The organism is Streptomyces sp. NPDC048254 (assembly GCF_043201895.1).
Taxonomy (GTDB): Bacteria; Actinomycetota; Actinomycetes; order Streptomycetales; family Streptomycetaceae; genus Streptomyces.
The window spans coordinates 141,435-157,270 of sequence record NZ_JBICZJ010000011.1 but is presented as its reverse complement, the minus strand read 5'-3'; the positions used below and the strand labels follow the sequence as shown (position 1 = coordinate 157,270).

The following is a 15,836-nucleotide window of genomic DNA, read 5'->3' as shown; positions in this document are numbered from 1 at the left end:
CACATGACCACCAGACACCGACCCCCGGGTGTCCTCCGCCGCACAGCGGGCGCACTGGCCGCGGGCGCCCTCGCGCTGGCCGGCGTGATCGCCCTCCCGGCCTCGCCCGCACAGGCGGACACCACCGCCAAGGGCGATGTGATCGCCAACCTGTGGGAGTGGAACTGGAACTCGATCGCGTCCGAATGCACCAACGTCCTCGGCCCGGCCGGCTACGGCGCGGTCCAGGTCGCCCCGCCCTCCGAGTCCCTCAAGCAGTCCAGCTACTACTGGTGGGACGTCTACCAGCCGTACTCGTACACCCTGAACAGCCGTTTCGGTACGGCGGCCCAGTTCGCGTCGATGGTCTCCGCCTGTCACGCGGCGGGCGTGAAGGTCTACACGGACGCGGTGATCAACCACACCGCCGCGCAGACCGGCACCGGCTACGACGGCACCACGCTCACCAGCAAGTACGACACCCCCGAATGGGACCCCGGCGACTACCACACCTCCGCCGACTGCCCCACCTCCGACCTGACCATCCAGGACTACTCCAACCTCACCCAGGTCCAGAACTGCGAACTCCTCGGCCTGCCGGACCTCAAGACCAGTGCGGACAACGTCCGTTCGGGTCTCGCCGCCTTCCTCAACAAGCAGATCGCCCTGGGCGTCGACGGCTTCCGGGTGGACTCGGCCAAGCACATCCCGGCCACCGACATGGCGGCCATCGTCGCCAGGCTGAACACCACGACGTCCGGTGCGGCGCCGTACGTCTTCGACGAGGTGTACCCGGGCTCGACCCCGCAGCCCAGCGACTACTACGGCTCGGGTGACGTCCTCGACTTCACCTACGCGAGCAGGATGAAGTCGGCGTTCCAGGGCAACGTCAGCGACCTGTCCTCCCTGGAGAGCAGCGGCATCCTGCCCGCCGCCAACTCGGTGTCCTTCGTGACCAACCACGACACCGAGCGCAACGGCCTGCACATGAGCTACAAGGACGGCGACAGCTACAAGCTCGCCAACCTCTTCGAGCTCGCCTACAAGTGGTCGACGCCGACCATCTACTCCAGCTGGCAGTGGACGCAGAGCGACCAGGCGCCGCCGAACTCGGCCGGGTTCGTCACCGACACCGACTGCTCCAACGGCTGGAACTGCCTGGACCGGGACACGGCGGTCGTCGGCATGGTGGCCTGGCACAACGCGGCCGGCAGCGCGGCCGTCTCCGACTGGTCGACCAAGTCGTCCTCCGTCATCGGCTTCGGCCGCAGCGGCGCCGGCTTCTTCGCCGTCAACAACGGCTCCGGCGCGGCCACCTACACCTTCGCGACCGGCATGGCGGACGGCACGTACGCGAACGTCGTCGACGGCGGCGCGAGCACGGTGACGGTCTCCGGCGGGAACGCGTCGATCACCATCCCCGCGAAGGACGCGGTCGCCTTCTACAACGCCGACTACACGTGCACGGTCGGCTGCGACGACACAGGTGGCGGTGGCTCGACGTCGACGGTGAGCGCGACGTTCAACGAGTACGCCCCGACGACGAGCGGCACCGATGTCTACGTCGTCGGCTCCATCTCCGCCCTGGGCGGCTGGGACACCTCGAAGGCGGTCCGGCTGTCGTCCTCCGGCTACCCGATCTGGTCGGGCGCGGTGAACGTGCCGATCAACACGTCCTTCACTTACAAATACGTGAAGAAGGACAGCTCCGGGAACGTCACCTGGGAGTCGAACGCCAACAGAGCGGCGGCCACGACGACTTCGGCGATCTCGCTGAACAACTCCTGGAACGTGGCGAGCGACTCGGCCACCGACGTCACCTTCAACGAGTACGCCACCACCGACTGGGGCACCAACGTCTACGTCGTCGGCTCGATCGCGTCCCTCGGCTCCTGGAACACGAGCGACGCGATCCCGCTGTCGTCGGAGTCGTACCCGACATGGAGCAAGCTGGTGATCGTCCCGAAGAGCACGACATTTACCTATAAATTCATCAAAAAGGACAGCTCCGGGAACGTGACGTGGGAGTCGGGCACGAACCGCTCCTACACCACGGGCAGCTCCTCCGGCTACACGACGAGTGACAGCTGGAAGTAGGCCCGGAAAGTTTCCCGCGGCACGGCGCGAACAAATCCGCGGTGTCGTGCATCGAACCTCGTGTAAGGCACCAGAGGACGGCACGGGGCGCAGACCACGCCCCGTGCCTCACGACACGAGTGGAGCGTCGTCGCCGTGAACGAAGACCTGAACACCTACAGCACCGACACCGCCGGGTTCGCGGGCAGGCACCGGGCCCGCCGCGGGATCAGCCGCGCCAAGCTTGCCGGAGGCGCGGCCGCCCTCGCCGGTCTGGGCCTCGTCTGGGCGGGTACCGCCAATGCGGCGACCCCGGCCGCCGCCAAGGCCGCGCCCACCTGCTCCGCCGCCGCGCTCAAGGCAACCTTCGGCCAGCAGCTCGCCGGCGGCATGAACCACCAGGGTGTCGTCATCCGGCTGCGCAACCTCAGCGGCAAGACCTGCGCCTTGCGCGGCTACCCCGGCCTGGGCCTGGAGAACTCCGCGCACAAGGCGGTCACGACCCACACGCACTGGGGCAGCACCTGGTACGCCAAGGACCCCGGCAAGAAGACCCTGGTCCTCAAGGACGGCCAGAGCGCCGAGGCCGTCGTCGCCTGGACCCACGCCAACACCGGCACCTCGGGTGCGGTGCACGCCTCCTACCTGGAGATCACGCCGCCCGCCTCGACCAAGCACAAGACGCTGGCGTTTCCCCAGTGGGTCGACCACGCCGACCTCTCGGTCACCGCGCTGGCCAGGCACATCAACGTCACTCCGTGACCTGAGCGCTGCGCCGGAAGTGCCGCGATGTGCCGGCTGCCGACTGCGGCGCCGTCGTGGCTGGTCGCGCCCACGCGGCGAAGCCGCATATCGATACAGTCCCGCGCCCCTTCGGGGCGCTGCCGAACCGCTGCGGACTTCGCCGGGCCCGCTTAGGCCCGCGCCCCGCCGTCCACTCGCAGGACCGCGCCCGTCACACAGGAGGCGCGGTCGCTGAGCAGCCAGGCGGCGGGCTCGGCGATCTCGTCGGGGGCGGCCGTGCGGCCCAGCGGGGTCGTGGACCTCATGCGGTCGATGACGCCGGGGGTGGCCTCCTCCCAGGCGCGGACCATCTCGGTGAGCGTGCCGCCGGGGGCGATCGCGTTGACGCGGATGCCCTCGGGGCCGTAGGTGACGGCGGCGGACTCGGTGAGGCTGTTGACGGCGCGTTTCAGGGCGCCGTAGACCGGCAGGACGGGGTTGGCGCCCAGGCTGCCGACGGACGAGTTGTATCAACTGCGACGCCCTCGACCTCACCGACCGGGACCAGCAGGTCGTGATCTACACCGCGACTCCGGGCTCACGGTCCGAGGAGGCGCTGCGGCTGCTGTCGGTGATCGGTACCCAGCGGATGGATCCTCAGCAGGTCGACTTCCCGGCGTAGACCGCGAGGGCGGTGTTCGAGGCCAGGGTGGCGGTGAGCTGACCGCTCGCGTTCACCGTCACCGAGGTGTTCGCCTGCACGTTGCAGTACGTCCCCGCCGGCAGGGAGGTCTGGTAGGTCCGGGTCAGCGAGCCCGATTCGTGGTTGATGGCGACGTAGCCCTTGGCGCCCCGCCCGAAGGCGATCGCGTCGGCTCCGTCGTCCCACCAGTTCGTCACCGACTCGCCGCGTACCGCGTTGCGGAAGGCGACCATGCGGATGATCTCCGGCCAGGCGTGCTGGCACTTCCAGCCGTCCTGCCAGCAGGCGTTGACGGTACCGTCGTTGGGCGGCCCCGCGTCGGCGTCGGTCCACTCGTAGCCGGAGTTGATGTCCGGGGCGCCGTAGGGGTAGGCGAGCATGAAGACGTTGGCCAGGGTGTAGTTGGCGCCGTCCTTGTAGTTGAGCGTGGAGCCGTTGCGCTCGGTGTCGTGGTTGTCGACGAAGACGCCGGCGACCGAGCTGCTCATGTACCCCCAGCCCTCGCCGTAGTTCTTCAGGTAGGCGAGGTTCTCGTTGTTGAAGACGCGCTTGAGGTCGTAGGCGTAGCGGAACTCCTGGACGTCCCCGTTGCCGGTGTACTCGGTCGGCTGGACGGCCTCCCCGCTGCCGTAGATGACCTCCTGCTTCCAGTAGACCGACGGGTTGGTGAGCCGGGTCTTGATGTTGGCCAGGTCCTCGGCCGGGATGTGCTTGGCCGCGTCGATGCGGAAGCCGTCGACGCCCAGGCTCAGCAGGTCGTTCATGTAGCCGGCGATGGTCTTGCGGACGTACTCCTCGCCGGTGTCCAGGTCGGCGAGGCCGACGAGTTCGCAGTGCTGGACGTTCCAGCGGTCGGCGTAGTTCGAGACGAGGGAGGTGCAGTCGTCGAAGTCGTAGGAGGAGTACAGGCCGGGGTAGTCGTACTTCGTGTACGACGAGCCGCCGGTGCCGGTGCCGCTGCCCGCCGACATGTGGTTGATCACCGTGTCGACGACCACCTTCACGCCGGCCGCGTGACAGGTGTTCACCATGTTCTGGAAGGCCGTACGGTCGCCGAGCCGGCCCGCGATCTTGTACGACACGGGCTGGTACGACGTCCACCACTGCGAGCCCTGTATGTGCTCGGCGGGCGGGGAGACCTGGACGTATCCGTAGCCGGCGGGGCCCAGAGTGGCGGTGCACTCCTTGGCGACCGAGGCGTACTTCCACTCGAAGAGGACGGCGGTGACGTCCTTGGTGCCGGGCGGGGAGGCCGACGCGACGGACGGGGTCATGACAATGCTGCAGGCGGCGAGCGCCAGTGCGGCGGAGAGGGTCTTGGGTGCCATGTGGGGGTTCCTTCGTCTTTGAAGGCGCCGTTGAAGGCTCTTGCTGAAAGGTTGCTGAAACCTTGCGGTTGCGCAGATGTTAAGGGCCCGCTCCCCGGATGGGTAGCGGGCCCTCAGAAATTGCCGCAAGAAGTTACCGAGTGACGGTCCGTCAGGCGGTCGTCCACCACACGGTGGTGTCGGCCGGCAGCTTCGCCTCGCCGCCCGCCTCGGTCACCTCACCGCTGGTCAGGAGCACCTGACCGTACGCCGGAGTGGTCACCGACTCCCCGCTGGTGTTCGCGACGCACACGAACTCCCCGCGCCGGAAGGCGAGTACGCCCTCCGGGGCACGCAGCCACTCCACCGCCTCGCCCGCGCCCAGATCGGACTGTGTACGACGGACGCGCAGCGCGGTGCGGTACAGCTCCAGGGTGGAACCGGCCACCCCGGTCTGTGCCTCGATGCTCAGCTCGCCCCAGCTCGCGGGCTGCGGCAGCCAGCTGCCCCCGCCGCCGAAGCCGTACGACGAGCCCTCCCGCGTCCACGGGATCGGTACCCGGCAGCCGTCCCGGAAGCCGTCCTGCCCGGCACCACGGAAGTACGCGGGGTCCTGCCGGACCTCGTCGGGCAGATCGACGACGTCCGGAAGCCCTAGCTCCTCGCCCTGGTAGATGTACGCCGATCCGGGCAGCGCGAGCATGAGGAGGGTGGCCGCCCGCGCCCTGCGCAGGCCCAGCGCCCGGTCTCCGGCCGTGCGGATCTGGGTGCCGAGGCCGGGCGGGTTGGCGAAGCGGGTGGCGTGCCGGGTGACGTCGTGGTTGGAGAGGACCCAGGTGGCGGGGGCGCCGACCGGGCGCATGGCCTCCAGGGTGCGGTCGATGACGGTGCGCAGTTCCTTCGCGTCCCAGTCGGTGCTCAGGTACTGGAAGTTGAAGGCCTGGTGCAGCTCGTCCGGGCGGACGTAGTTGGCGGTGCGCTCCACGGTCGGCGTCCAGGCCTCCGCGACGAAGATGCGCCCGCCCGTCGCCCACCACCGCCCTTCTGCGGAAGGCCCTTCGGGCCCCCACTCATTTTCGGCGTACTCGTCGAGGACGTGCCGCCACTGGCGGTAGATCTCGTGCACACCGTCCTGGTCGAAGAACGGCATGACATCGTTGCCCAGCAGCTTCAGCTGGTCGCCGCCGCCGAGGTCCGGGAGACCCGCCGCCTTGACCAGACCGTGCGCCACGTCGATACGGAAGCCGTCCACGCCCATGTCCAGCCAGAAGCGCAGGATGGAGCGGAACTCGTCGCCGACGGCGGGGTGTTCCCAGTTGAAGTCGGGCTGCTCGGGGGCGAAGAGATGCAGGTACCACTCCCCGTCCGCCACCCTCGTCCAGGCCGGGCCGCCGAAGATGGACTCCCAGTCGTTGGGCGGGAGTTCGCCGTTCTCGCCCTTGCCCGGCCGGAAGTGGTAGCGGTCCCGCGACGGCGAGCCGGGGCCCTCCGCCAGCGCCCGCTTGAACCACTCGTGCTGGTCGGAGGAGTGGTTCGGGACCAGATCGACGATGATCCTGAGGCTCAGTTCATGGGCGTCCCGGATCAGCGCGTCCGCGTCGAGCAGGTTGCCGAACATCGCGTCCACGGCCCGGTAGTCGGCGACGTCGTAGCCGGCGTCGGCCTGCGGGGAGGCGTAGAACGGGCTGAGCCACACGGCGTCGACACCGAGGTCACGCAGGTACGGGAGTCTGGAACGTACGCCCTCCAGGTCCCCCATCCCGTCGCCGTTGCTGTCGGCGAAGCTGCGCGGATAGACCTGGTAGATCACCGCGTCCCGCCACCAGTCGCGGCGACGGGCGACGGTGGTCGTGGCGGTGGCCGGTGCGGCGGATTGCTGCTGGCTCATGGCGTCCTTGATATGTAACGGAGTCATCGGGTCAGAGGTGGATGCGGATATGGAGACGGGCGGGGTGACGAGGCGGCCGCGGTCACAGCGGGGTCGGATGGTGACCGCGGCCGCCACCCCGCGCCCGAAAGGGGCGCGGGGAACTGCGCGACCAGCCACAACGGCGCCGCAGACGAACGACGGCCGAGGCGGCTTCTCGGCAACCGCCGGTCACCCCTTGGTACCGCCCGCGGTGAGCCCGGTCACCAGGTTCTTCTGCACCAGGTAGAAGAACACGGCCACCGGTATCGCGATCAGCACCGCCGTCGCGGTCATCAGGTTGCGCTGCGCGTCGTGCTCGCTGATGAAGCTCTGCAGCCCCACCGCGAACGTGTACTTGTCGTCGCTGAGCATGAACGTGGAGGCGAAGGCGACCTCCCCGAAGGCGGTGAGGAAGTTGTAGAACGCGGCGACCGCGAGGCCCGGCTTCGCGAGGGGCAGGATCAGCCGCACGAAGGTGCCGAAGGGCGAGAGCCCGTCGACCCGGCCGGCCTCGTCGATCTCGAAGGGGATCGTGTCGAAGTAGCCCTTGAGCAGCCAGGCCGTGTAGGGGACGACCGTGGTGCAGTAGACCAGGATCAGGCCGAGGTAGCTGTCGATGAGGCCGAGGTTCGACAGGATCTGGTACATCGGCACGATCAGCACGGCGATCGGGAACATCTGGGTGACCAGCAGCAGCCACATGAACTTCCGGTAGCCAGGGAAGCGCATCCGGGAGACGGCGTAGCCGGTGGTCGAGGCGAGGATCAGCCCGATGACCGTGGTGCCGCCGACGACGATCATCGTCGTCTTGAACCAGTCCCAGAAGCCGGTGTGCTGGAGGACGAAGGAGTAGTTGTCCAGCGTCATCTTGTGCCAGATGCCGCTCGGATGGAGGTAGTCGTCCTTGTCCGGGCCGAGGGAGAGGAAGATCAGCCAGGCCACCGGGAAGAACGCGATCAGGCTCGCGACGCCCAGGATGCCGTGGGTGACGGCGGTGCCGAGCGGGCCGCGCTCGTCCCGGCGGCGGACACGGCGCGGACTGCTGGTCACAGGGGCCTCCTCGGCGACCTGGGCGGAGGTCTCGACAGTGGTCGTACTCATGAAAACTCCTGCCTCAGATCGCGAGCTGCTGATCGTTGCGGTTGAGCCAGCGGCGGTAGAAGGAGGTGAAGACGATCAGGACGGCCAGCAGCAGCATGCCGTAGGCGGCGGACTGGGCGAAGTCACGTGGCTGCTGTCCGAAGCCGAGGAAGTACGCCCAGGTGACCAGGATCTGCGCGTCCGGGGCGGTGTTGCCGAAGAGCAGGAAGATGACGGCGAACTGGTTGAACGTCCAGATGATGCCGAGGAGGACGACCGTGGAGCTGACCGACCGCAGCCCCGGCAGGGTGACGTACCGGAAGCGCTGCCAGGCGGTGGCGCCGTCCATCTCGGCGGCCTCGTAGAGCGTGCCGTCGATGGCCTGGAGGCCGCCGAGCAGCGAGAGCATCATGAACGGCACACCGCACCAGGTGTTGACGAGGATGGCGGCGGCCCGCTGCCAGAAGGTGTCCTCCAGCCAGTCGGGTTGCGGCAGATGGAGGAAGTGCAGCGTCGCGTTGATGATGCCGCCGTCGGCGAGCATGAACCGCCAGCCGAACACGGTGACGAAGGTCGGCACCGCCCAGGGCAGCACCAGGACCATGCGGTAGAAGGTGCGGCCGCGGAACTTCTCGTTGAGCAGCAGGGCCAGGCCCAGGCCGATGGTGTAGTGCAGGGTGACGCAGAGCGCGGTCCAGACGATCGTCCAGACGAAGTGCGACCAGAAGCGGTCGTAGGACGTCGGGCCGAACAGGATGTCCTTGTAGTTGTCCAGGCCGATGAACTTGTAGGTGGCGTCGATGTGGTTGACGCCGATGGTGCGGGCGGTGTTGAGGCTGTTGGCGTCCGTCAGCGTCAGGTAGAAGCCGTACACCAGCGGGTAGATGACGAGCGCCCCGAGCACGACGGCCACGGGGGCGATCATCGCGTAGGCGTACCAGTATTTCTGGTAGTTGGTGCGGAGCCGGCGGCCCAGCCCGGGGCGGGGCGCGCGGTCTCCGTGGCGCTTGCCGGTCGCACGGTCGATGGCGACTGTCATGGTTCGACACCTTCTGGGTTTTCCGGGATCGGGCTGGGCACAGGCCGGTGGCCGCCGGATCCCTCCCCCCATGTGTCAGGGGGATCCGACGGCCACCCGGGGCTTACTTGCTGAAGTCGGGGACGAGCTTCTCGATCCCGAGTTCGGCGGTGCCCAGGCCCTTACCGAGGGACTCCTTGCCGCCGGCGATCTTGGTCAGCTCGGTGCCGACCGGACCCCACAGTGAGGAGTACTCGGCGAGCGCCGGACGCGGCTGCGCGGAGGAGAGGACGGCCTGGTAGCCGGCGATGCCCGGGTCGGCCTTGACCTCGGCGGTGTAGGCGTCGGAGCGGGTCGGCAGGGTGGAGTTCTTCAGGGCGATCTCCGTCTGGGACTTGGCGGAGGTCATGAAGGCGACGAACTTCTCGGCGGCTTCCTGGTGGGCCTTGTCGATGCCGGCGTAGATGGAGAGGTTGTGGCCGCCGGTCGGGGCGCCCGCCTTGCCGGTGGAGCCGGCCGGGACGGTGGTGATGCCGAGGTTGGACTTGTCGCTGAACGCGGAGCCCTTGTAGAAGTTGGTGATCTCCCAGGGGCCCTCGATGGTCATGGCGACCTTGCCGTTGACGAAGGCGTCCTGGCGGTGGGCGTAGGCGTCGGCGGTGGTGTCCGCCTTCTGCAGGCCCTTGCCGGAGTAGAGGTCCAGCCAGGTCTGGTAGCCCTTCTCGGCCGCCGCCGAGGTGATGGTGATCTTCTTGGCGGCGGCGTCGACCATGTCGGTGCCCTCGCCGTAGAGGAAGGGCTGCGTGTAGTAGGCGGCCTCGGGGCCCCAGTAGCCGGTGACCTTGGCCTTGTCCTGGATCTTGGCGGCGTCGGTCTTCACCTCGGCCCAGGTCTTGGGGGCCTCGGCGATGCCGGCCTTCTTCAGCAGGGCCTTGTTGTAGACGAGCGCGAGGGTGTCGGTGACCAGCGGGACGCCGTAGGTCTTGCCCTCGTACTGGGCCTGGGTGATCAGGCTGGACTGGAACTTGTCCTTGTCCGCGAGCGCGCTGGTGCCGTCCAGCGGCAGGAAGTAGCCGGCCTTGGCGAAGGCCGGGGTCCAGCCGACCTCGGAGCGCAGCACGTCGGGGGCGCCCTTGCCGGACTGGGCGGCCGTGTCGAACTTGTTCTGCGCCTGGTCGAACTGGACGTCGACGTAGTTGACCTTGATGTCCTTGTTCGCGGCTTCGAACTCCTTGACCAAGGCCTTGTACGTCGGTGCCTCATTGGTGGCGTTGGAGGTGTCCCACCAGGTGATGGTGACCGGGCCGTCCGACTTGCTGTCGCTGTCGCTCCCGCCGCACGCCGTCGCCGTGAGGGCGAGGGACGCCACCAGCGCGGAGGCCGCTATGCCACGCCGCATGAGTTCTCCTTGAGGGTGAAAAGCCCGAGTGATGCGAGGGCGGCCCCGTCCGCCGTCCTCGCCGTCGTGCCGACAGCGCCGTTGCGGCGGCCGGGCGTCAGGGAACGTAACAGCGATGTAAGCGCGACGAAAGACCTTGCAGCAAAAAAGTGCAAGAGATCTCCGAAGTTATCCGGGCGTGACCTGTCGGCGACCACCGTGAGACGCTTGCTTGCTGCTTGTTTACGGCGGTAGAGCGCTACGACGGCCACTTGTGCAAGACTCTGCAAGCTCTTGCCATCACGTTTCACGAGGGAGTGCGATGACGCAGCAGCCCGCACCGGGCCGCCCCCCAGGCCGCATCAGGCGCCCGATCGGTGTGCAAGGGGACATACGGCCGGTACAGTCCAGTGCCGTGACCACACGGCTTGCCGACATCGCAGCGCAGGCGGGGGTGAGCGAGGCGACCGTCAGCCGGGTGCTCAACGGCAAGCCGGGCGTCGCCGCCACCACCCGCCAGTCCGTGCTCGCCGCCCTGGACGTGCTCGGCTACGAGCGTCCGGTACGGCTGCGGCAGCGCAGCGAGGGCCTGGTGGGGCTGATCACCCCCGAGCTGGAGAACCCGATATTCCCGGCTCTGGCCCAGGTCATCGGGCAGGCGCTGACCCGGCAGGGCTACACCCCCGTGCTCGCCACCCAGACCCCCGGCGGGTCCACGGAGGACGAGCTGACCGAGATGCTGGTGGACCGCGGGGTCGCGGGCATCATCTACGTCTCCGGCCTGCACGCGGACACGACCGCCGACATGCAGCGCTATGAGCGGCTACGGGCGCAGGGCGTGCCGTACGTCCTCGTGGACGGCTTCTCGCCCAAGGTGCAGGCGCCGTTCATCTCCCCCGACGACCGGGCGGCGATGGCGCTGGCGGTGACGCATCTGGCGTCCCTGGGGCACACGAGGATCGGCCTCGCCCTCGGCCCGAAACGCTTCGTCCCCGTGCAGCGCAAGATCGAGGGCTTCGTCCGGGCCATGCAGGACCAGCTGGGGCTGCCGGCCGGGACGATCGAGACCGAGCTGGTCCAGCACTCCCTCTACACCCTGGAGGGCGGTCAGGCGGCGACCACCGCACTGATCGACCGCAACTGCACGGCGATCGTCTGCGCCAGCGACATGATGGCCCTCGGCGCGATACGGGCGGCCCGGCAGCGGGGTCTCGACGTCCCCAAGGACATCTCGGTGGTCGGTTTCGACGACTCCCCGCTGATCGCCTTCACCGACCCGCCGCTCACCACGATCCGCAAGCCGGTCCCGGCGATGGGGCAGGCCGCGGTGCGCACCCTGCTGGAGGAGATCGGGGGGACGCCGGCTCCGCACAGCGAGTTCGTCTTCATGCCGGAACTGGTGGTACGCGGTTCTACGGCAGCGGTACCAGGGAAGTAGTCGTCCCGCCGTAGAACATGCACGCTGAACCCAACCTTGGGATGATCTGTCGAGGATGTCTTTTCTGGCAGACTCTGTTCCTATGAGTGACTCGACCGTGACAGAGCCGGAAGGGCGGGCACAACAGACCCTTCCGCGGACCGTCACGGGCGAGGGAGAACAGGGGTTCCTGCGCCGGCTGCGCACGCCGCGCCGGCCCCGGCTCTGGTTCGAGATCCTGCTGATCGCGGTGAGTTACTGGAGCTACTCGCTCATCCGCAACGCGGTCCCGGAGCAGAGGGCGCAGGCGCTGCGCAACGCGGACTGGATCTGGCGGGCCGAGCACCATCTGGGGATCGCCGTCGAGGACTCGGTCAACCACGCCGTGAACTCGGCGACTTGGCTGATCGTCGGAATGAACTACTACTACGCGACACTGCACTTCGTGGTGACGCTGGGTGTGCTGGTGTGGCTCTACCGCAGCCATCCCGGCCGCTACGCGGCGGCCCGCCTCGCCCTCTTCGCCACGACGGGCGTGGCCCTGCTCGGCTACTACCTGTTCCCGCTCGCCCCGCCGCGGCTGATGAACGGCGGCGGCTTCATCGACACGGTGATGCTCCACCACACCTGGGGTTCGATGGCCTCCGGCGACCTCAAGCACATGTCCAACCAGTACGCCGCGATGCCGTCCATGCACATCGGCTGGTCCCTGTGGTGCGGCCTGACGATCTTCGCCCTGGCATCGGCACCCTGGGCGCGCATCCTGGGCCTCCTCTACCCGACGGCGACCCTGCTGGTCATCGTCGCCACGGCCAACCACTTCTGGCTCGACGCCGCGGGCGGCATGCTCTGCCTGACCTTCGGCCTCACCCTGGCAGGCCTGTGGTACGGCACGCTGCCGCACACCTTGCCGAGACGGGCGTAGCCCGGCGGGCGGCTCGGGCCGACGCGGCCGGGGGGACGGCCGGTCCGGCGGCGGTGGGCCGCACCCCGCGTCCTGTCCGGCACCCGCCCGACCGACCTCTTCGTGGGCTTCGCCGGGACGGTCCTGATCTTCGCCCCCTCCTACGCCCCGTAGAAAAGCTCCTCCACCACCACCCGAGCCCGCCGCGCGGTCCGCCGGTACGCGTCCAGCATGTCCCCCACATGCCCGTCCCCGTACCCCAGGTACCGGCCCACCGCGGCCAGCTCCCGGCTCTCCGGAGGAAACGTGTCGCCGGCCCGCCCCCGCACCAGCATCACCGCGTTCCGCACCCGCGTGGCCAGTACCCACGCCTCGTCCAGTATCGAGGCCTCCTCGGCCCCCAGCAGCCCCGCCGCGCACGCCGCGGCCAGCGCCTCGCGGGTCCGGGTGGTCCGCAGCCCCGGCTCGGCCCAGCCGTGCCGCAACTGGAGCAGCTGCACGGTCCACTCGACGTCGGACAGCCCGCCCGGCCCGAGCTTGGTGTGCAGCTTGGGGTCGGCCCCGCGCGGCAGCCGCTCGGACTCCATACGGGCCTTCAGCCGCCGGATCTCGCGTACCGCGTCCTCGCCGAGGCCCTCGGCCGGATACCGCAGCGGATCGATCAGGTCGATGAAGCTGCGCCCCAGCTCCTCGTCACCGGCCACCGGTTCGGCCCGCAGCAGGGCCTGCGACTCCCACACCAGGGACCACCGGCGGTAGTACGCCTCGTAGGACTTGAGCGTGCGCACCAGCGGCCCGGACTTGCCCTCGGGCCGCAGGTCGGCGTCGATCAGCAAGGGCGGGTCGGCGCTCGGGATCTGGAGCAGCCGCCGCATCTCGGAGACGACCTTGTTCGCCGCGTCGGCGGCCTCCCGCTCGGCCACTCCGTCCCGCGGCTCGTGCACGAACAGCACGTCCGCGTCGGAGCCGTAGCCCAGCTCGTGCCCGCCGAACCGGCCCATGGCGATGATCGCGAACCGGGTCGGCAGGGTGTCGCCCCAGCCTCCCCCACTCTCGGCTTCGCTCGAGCGGGGGGACCCCCACCGGACCACCGCCCGCAGGGTGCCGGCCAGGGTCGCCGCCGTGAGGTCGGAGACCGCGCCGCCGACCCGGTCCACCAGGGCGCCCTGGTCGGCCAGGGCGGGATTGGTCTCGGTGCCGTAGGAGTCGACGATGTCGGCGGCGGCCGTACGGAACAGCTCGCGGCGGCGGACACCGCGCGCGGCCCGAACGCCGTCCTCGGCGTTGTCGGCGCGGCCGACGGCGGCGAGGATCTCCCTTTCCAGCTGGGCGTGTTCGCGGGGTTCCAGCCCACCGCCGGGGCTGCCGCCCTCGCGGACACCGTCGCCGTCGCCGAGCAGGGCGACCGCCTCGGGGGCGCGCATCAGCAGGTCGGGGGCGAGCCGGCCGGCCGACAGCACCCGGGCGAGGTTCTCGGCGGCGGCGCCCTCGTCCCGCAACAGCCGCAGGTACCAGGGGGTCTTGCCGAGGGCGTCGGAGACCTTGCGGAAGTTCAGCAGGCCCGCGTCCGGGTCGGCGGAGTCGGCGAACCAGCCCAGCAGGACGGGCAGCAGGGTGCGCTGGATCGCGGCCTTGCGGGTGACGCCCGAGGCGAGGGCCTCCAGATGGCGCAGGGCGGCGGCCGGGTCGGCGTAGCCGAGCGCCTCCAGGCGTTCCCGGGCCGCCTTCGGGCTCAGCCTGGCCTCGGCGGGGCCGAGTTGGGCGACCGCGTCGAGCAGCGGGCGGTAGAAGAGCTTCTCGTGCAGGCGTCGTACGACACCCGTGTGCCGCTTCCACTCGCGGATCAGCTCGGTCTCCGGGTCGGTCCGCAGGCCCAGCGAGCGGCCGAGGCGGCGCAGGTCGGCCTGGTCCTCGGGGACCAGGTGGGTGCGGCGCAGCCGGTAGAGCTGGATGCGGTGCTCCATGGAGCGCAGGAAGCGGTAGGCGTCGTCGAGCTGGGTGGCGTCGGCGCGGCCGACGTAGCCGCCGGCGGCGAGGGCCTGGAGGGCGACGAGGGTGGTGCCGGAGCGGATGGTGGCGTCGGCCCGTCCGTGCACCAGCTGGAGGAGCTGGACGGCGAACTCGACATCGCGCAGGCCGCCGGGGCCGAGCTTCAGCTCGCGGTCGACCTCGGCGACGGGGATGTTCTCCACCACCCGGCGGCGCATCTGCTGCACGTCGGCGACGAAGTTCTCGCGCTCGGCGGCCTTCCAGACCAGCGGTTCGAGGGCGTCGATGTACTCCTGCCCCAGTTCGCGGTCGCCGGCGACCGGGCGGGCCTTGAGCAGGGCCTGGAACTCCCAGGTCTTGGCCCAGCGCTGGTAGTAGGCGAGGTGGCTGCTGAGGGTGCGCACCAGCGGGCCGTTCCTGCCCTCGGGCCGGAGGTTGGCGTCGACCGGCCAGATCGAGCCCTCCACCGTGGTCTCCGAGCAGATCCGCATCATGTGCGAGGCGAGCTTGGTGGCGGAGCGCAGGGCCTTGGCCTCGTCGGCGCCGGCGGCGGCCTCGCCGACGAAGATGACGTCGACGTCGGAGACGTAGTTCAGCTCGTGGCCGCCGCACTTGCCCATGGCGATCACCGCGAGCCGGCAGGCGGCGGCGTCCTCGGGCGCGGCGCGCTCGGCCAGGGCGAGGGCGGCGCGCAGGGTGGCGGTGGCGAGGTCGGCGAGCTCGGCGGCGGTCTCGGCGACGTCGGTGGTGCCGCAGACGTCCCGGGCGGCGATGGACAGCAGGCAGCGCCGGTAGGCGACCCGGAGGCCGACCGGGTCGCCGGCCTCGGCCAGGCCGCGCTCGAACTCCGCCACCCCGGGGTGCAGGTCCCGGGGCTCGTAGGTGACCAGGGCCTCCCAGTCCCGGGGATGCCGGGCCAGATGGTCGGCGAGGGCCGCGGAGGCGCCGAGGACGCCGAGGAGGCGGTCCCTCAGCGGCTTGGCCGCTATCAGGGTGTCGAGCAGCTCCCGGTGGGCGGTGGGGCCGGGCTGGGCCTCCAGCAGCCGTACCAGGCCGTGCAGGGCGAGATCCGGGTCGGCGGTGGCACCCAGTGCCTCCAGGAGGACCGGGTCGTCGCGTACGGCCGCCAGCTCGGGGCTGTCCAGCAGCCGCTCGGCGGCCGAGGCATCGGTGAAGCCGTGCCGCAGCAGTCGCGTGAAGGTACTGCTCCTGCGCCCCGGCGTCATCCGCGGCCTCCCCAGGGATCGAGAACCGGATCAAGGTCGTCCACGCCAGAGCCTAACCGCAGACCCTGCCACGAGCGCCGATGAGTTTCCGGCGGGATCGTGGTCTGTACCGGGTCCGCACCGGCAG

10 protein-coding genes and 2 pseudogenes are annotated in these 15,836 nt (G+C 69.6%); 5 read left to right on the top strand and 7 right to left on the bottom strand.

What is annotated here, in order from left to right:
- Nucleotides 1–3 precede the first annotated feature (3 nt).
- Together ACGFZQ_RS29550 and ACGFZQ_RS29545 are read left to right on the top strand one after the other, a co-directional pair.
- Entirely contained in the window at nucleotides 4–2,076 is a 2,073-nt protein-coding gene (locus ACGFZQ_RS29550) for a carbohydrate-binding module family 20 domain-containing protein (RefSeq protein WP_393842907.1), read from the top strand.
- Nucleotides 2,077–2,211: 135 nt separating this feature from the next.
- A complete protein-coding gene (locus tag ACGFZQ_RS29545) occupies nucleotides 2,212–2,817 on the top strand; it encodes a DUF4232 domain-containing protein (protein WP_393842906.1) in 606 nt (201 codons plus the stop codon).
- Between the two features lie 152 nt (nucleotides 2,818–2,969).
- Here the strand turns inward: ACGFZQ_RS29545 and ACGFZQ_RS29540 are convergent.
- A pseudogene (locus tag ACGFZQ_RS29540) lies at nucleotides 2,970–3,305 on the bottom strand (SDR family NAD(P)-dependent oxidoreductase); the annotation flags it as partial.
- Nucleotides 3,306–3,307: 2 nt separating this feature from the next.
- On the opposite strand from ACGFZQ_RS29540, the pseudogene ACGFZQ_RS29535 reads away from it, so the two are divergent.
- Nucleotides 3,308–3,460: pseudogene (locus ACGFZQ_RS29535) on the top strand (transcriptional regulator); the annotation flags it as partial.
- Here the strand turns inward: ACGFZQ_RS29535 and ACGFZQ_RS29530 are convergent.
- The 5 genes from ACGFZQ_RS29530 to ACGFZQ_RS29510 form a co-directional block, all read right to left on the bottom strand.
- On the bottom strand, nucleotides 3,436–4,809 hold the full coding sequence (locus ACGFZQ_RS29530; RefSeq protein ID WP_393842905.1) for an alpha-amylase family protein: 1,374 nt from the start codon (nucleotides 4,807–4,809) through the stop codon (nucleotides 3,436–3,438). The pseudogene ACGFZQ_RS29535 and the gene ACGFZQ_RS29530 overlap by 25 nt on opposite strands.
- A 151-nt stretch (nucleotides 4,810–4,960) precedes the next feature.
- Nucleotides 4,961–6,676, bottom strand: coding sequence for a glycoside hydrolase family 13 protein (locus tag ACGFZQ_RS29525; RefSeq protein ID WP_393842904.1), 1,716 nt, complete (start codon nucleotides 6,674–6,676; stop codon nucleotides 4,961–4,963).
- Between the two features lie 210 nt (nucleotides 6,677–6,886).
- Nucleotides 6,887–7,798, bottom strand: coding sequence for a sugar ABC transporter permease (locus tag ACGFZQ_RS29520; protein WP_393842903.1), 912 nt, complete (start codon nucleotides 7,796–7,798; stop codon nucleotides 6,887–6,889).
- Nucleotides 7,799–7,811: 13 nt separating this feature from the next.
- Nucleotides 7,812–8,816 carry a sugar ABC transporter permease gene (locus ACGFZQ_RS29515; protein WP_351732053.1) on the bottom strand — a complete coding sequence of 335 codons (1,005 nt, stop codon included), beginning with the start codon at nucleotides 8,814–8,816 and terminating at the stop codon, nucleotides 7,812–7,814.
- Between the two features lie 103 nt (nucleotides 8,817–8,919).
- Nucleotides 8,920–10,194 (bottom strand): extracellular solute-binding protein, encoded by a 1,275-nt coding sequence (locus tag ACGFZQ_RS29510; protein WP_393842902.1) that lies wholly within the window; start codon nucleotides 10,192–10,194, stop codon nucleotides 8,920–8,922.
- 394 nt (nucleotides 10,195–10,588) lie between these two features.
- On the opposite strand from ACGFZQ_RS29510, the gene ACGFZQ_RS29505 reads away from it, so the two are divergent.
- Both ACGFZQ_RS29505 and ACGFZQ_RS29500 read left to right on the top strand, forming a co-directional pair.
- On the top strand, nucleotides 10,589–11,611 hold the full coding sequence (locus tag ACGFZQ_RS29505; protein WP_393842901.1) for a LacI family DNA-binding transcriptional regulator: 1,023 nt from the start codon (nucleotides 10,589–10,591) through the stop codon (nucleotides 11,609–11,611).
- Nucleotides 11,612–11,693: 82 nt separating this feature from the next.
- The gene (locus ACGFZQ_RS29500) at nucleotides 11,694–12,515 is read left to right on the top strand and encodes a phosphatase PAP2 family protein (RefSeq protein ID WP_393842900.1); all 822 of its coding nucleotides are present in this window, start codon (nucleotides 11,694–11,696) and stop codon (nucleotides 12,513–12,515) included.
- Between the two features lie 140 nt (nucleotides 12,516–12,655).
- On the opposite strand, the gene ACGFZQ_RS29495 is transcribed toward ACGFZQ_RS29500, so the two are convergent.
- Nucleotides 12,656–15,709, bottom strand: a complete 3,054-nt coding sequence (locus ACGFZQ_RS29495) for a bifunctional [glutamine synthetase] adenylyltransferase/[glutamine synthetase]-adenylyl-L-tyrosine phosphorylase (RefSeq protein ID WP_393842899.1) — start codon at nucleotides 15,707–15,709, stop codon at nucleotides 12,656–12,658.
- Nucleotides 15,710–15,836 lie beyond the last annotated feature (127 nt).

What these genes read in the sequence shown, in the direction of transcription:
- ACGFZQ_RS29550 (WP_393842907.1), top strand. Translation starts at nt 4, where the DNA reads ATGACCACCAGACACCGACCCCCGGGTGTCCTCCGCCGCACAGCGGGC.
- ACGFZQ_RS29530 (WP_393842905.1), bottom strand. Translation starts at nt 4,809, where the DNA reads ATGGCACCCAAGACCCTCTCCGCCGCACTGGCGCTCGCCGCCTGCAGC.
- ACGFZQ_RS29525 (WP_393842904.1), bottom strand. Translation starts at nt 6,676, where the DNA reads ATGAGCCAGCAGCAATCCGCCGCACCGGCCACCGCCACGACCACCGTC.
- ACGFZQ_RS29520 (WP_393842903.1), bottom strand. Translation starts at nt 7,798, where the DNA reads ATGAGTACGACCACTGTCGAGACCTCCGCCCAGGTCGCCGAGGAGGCC.
- ACGFZQ_RS29515 (WP_351732053.1), bottom strand. Translation starts at nt 8,816, where the DNA reads ATGACAGTCGCCATCGACCGTGCGACCGGCAAGCGCCACGGAGACCGC.
- ACGFZQ_RS29510 (WP_393842902.1), bottom strand. Translation starts at nt 10,194, where the DNA reads ATGCGGCGTGGCATAGCGGCCTCCGCGCTGGTGGCGTCCCTCGCCCTC.
- ACGFZQ_RS29500 (WP_393842900.1), top strand. Translation starts at nt 11,694, where the DNA reads ATGAGTGACTCGACCGTGACAGAGCCGGAAGGGCGGGCACAACAGACC.
- ACGFZQ_RS29495 (WP_393842899.1), bottom strand. Translation starts at nt 15,709, where the DNA reads ATGACGCCGGGGCGCAGGAGCAGTACCTTCACGCGACTGCTGCGGCAC.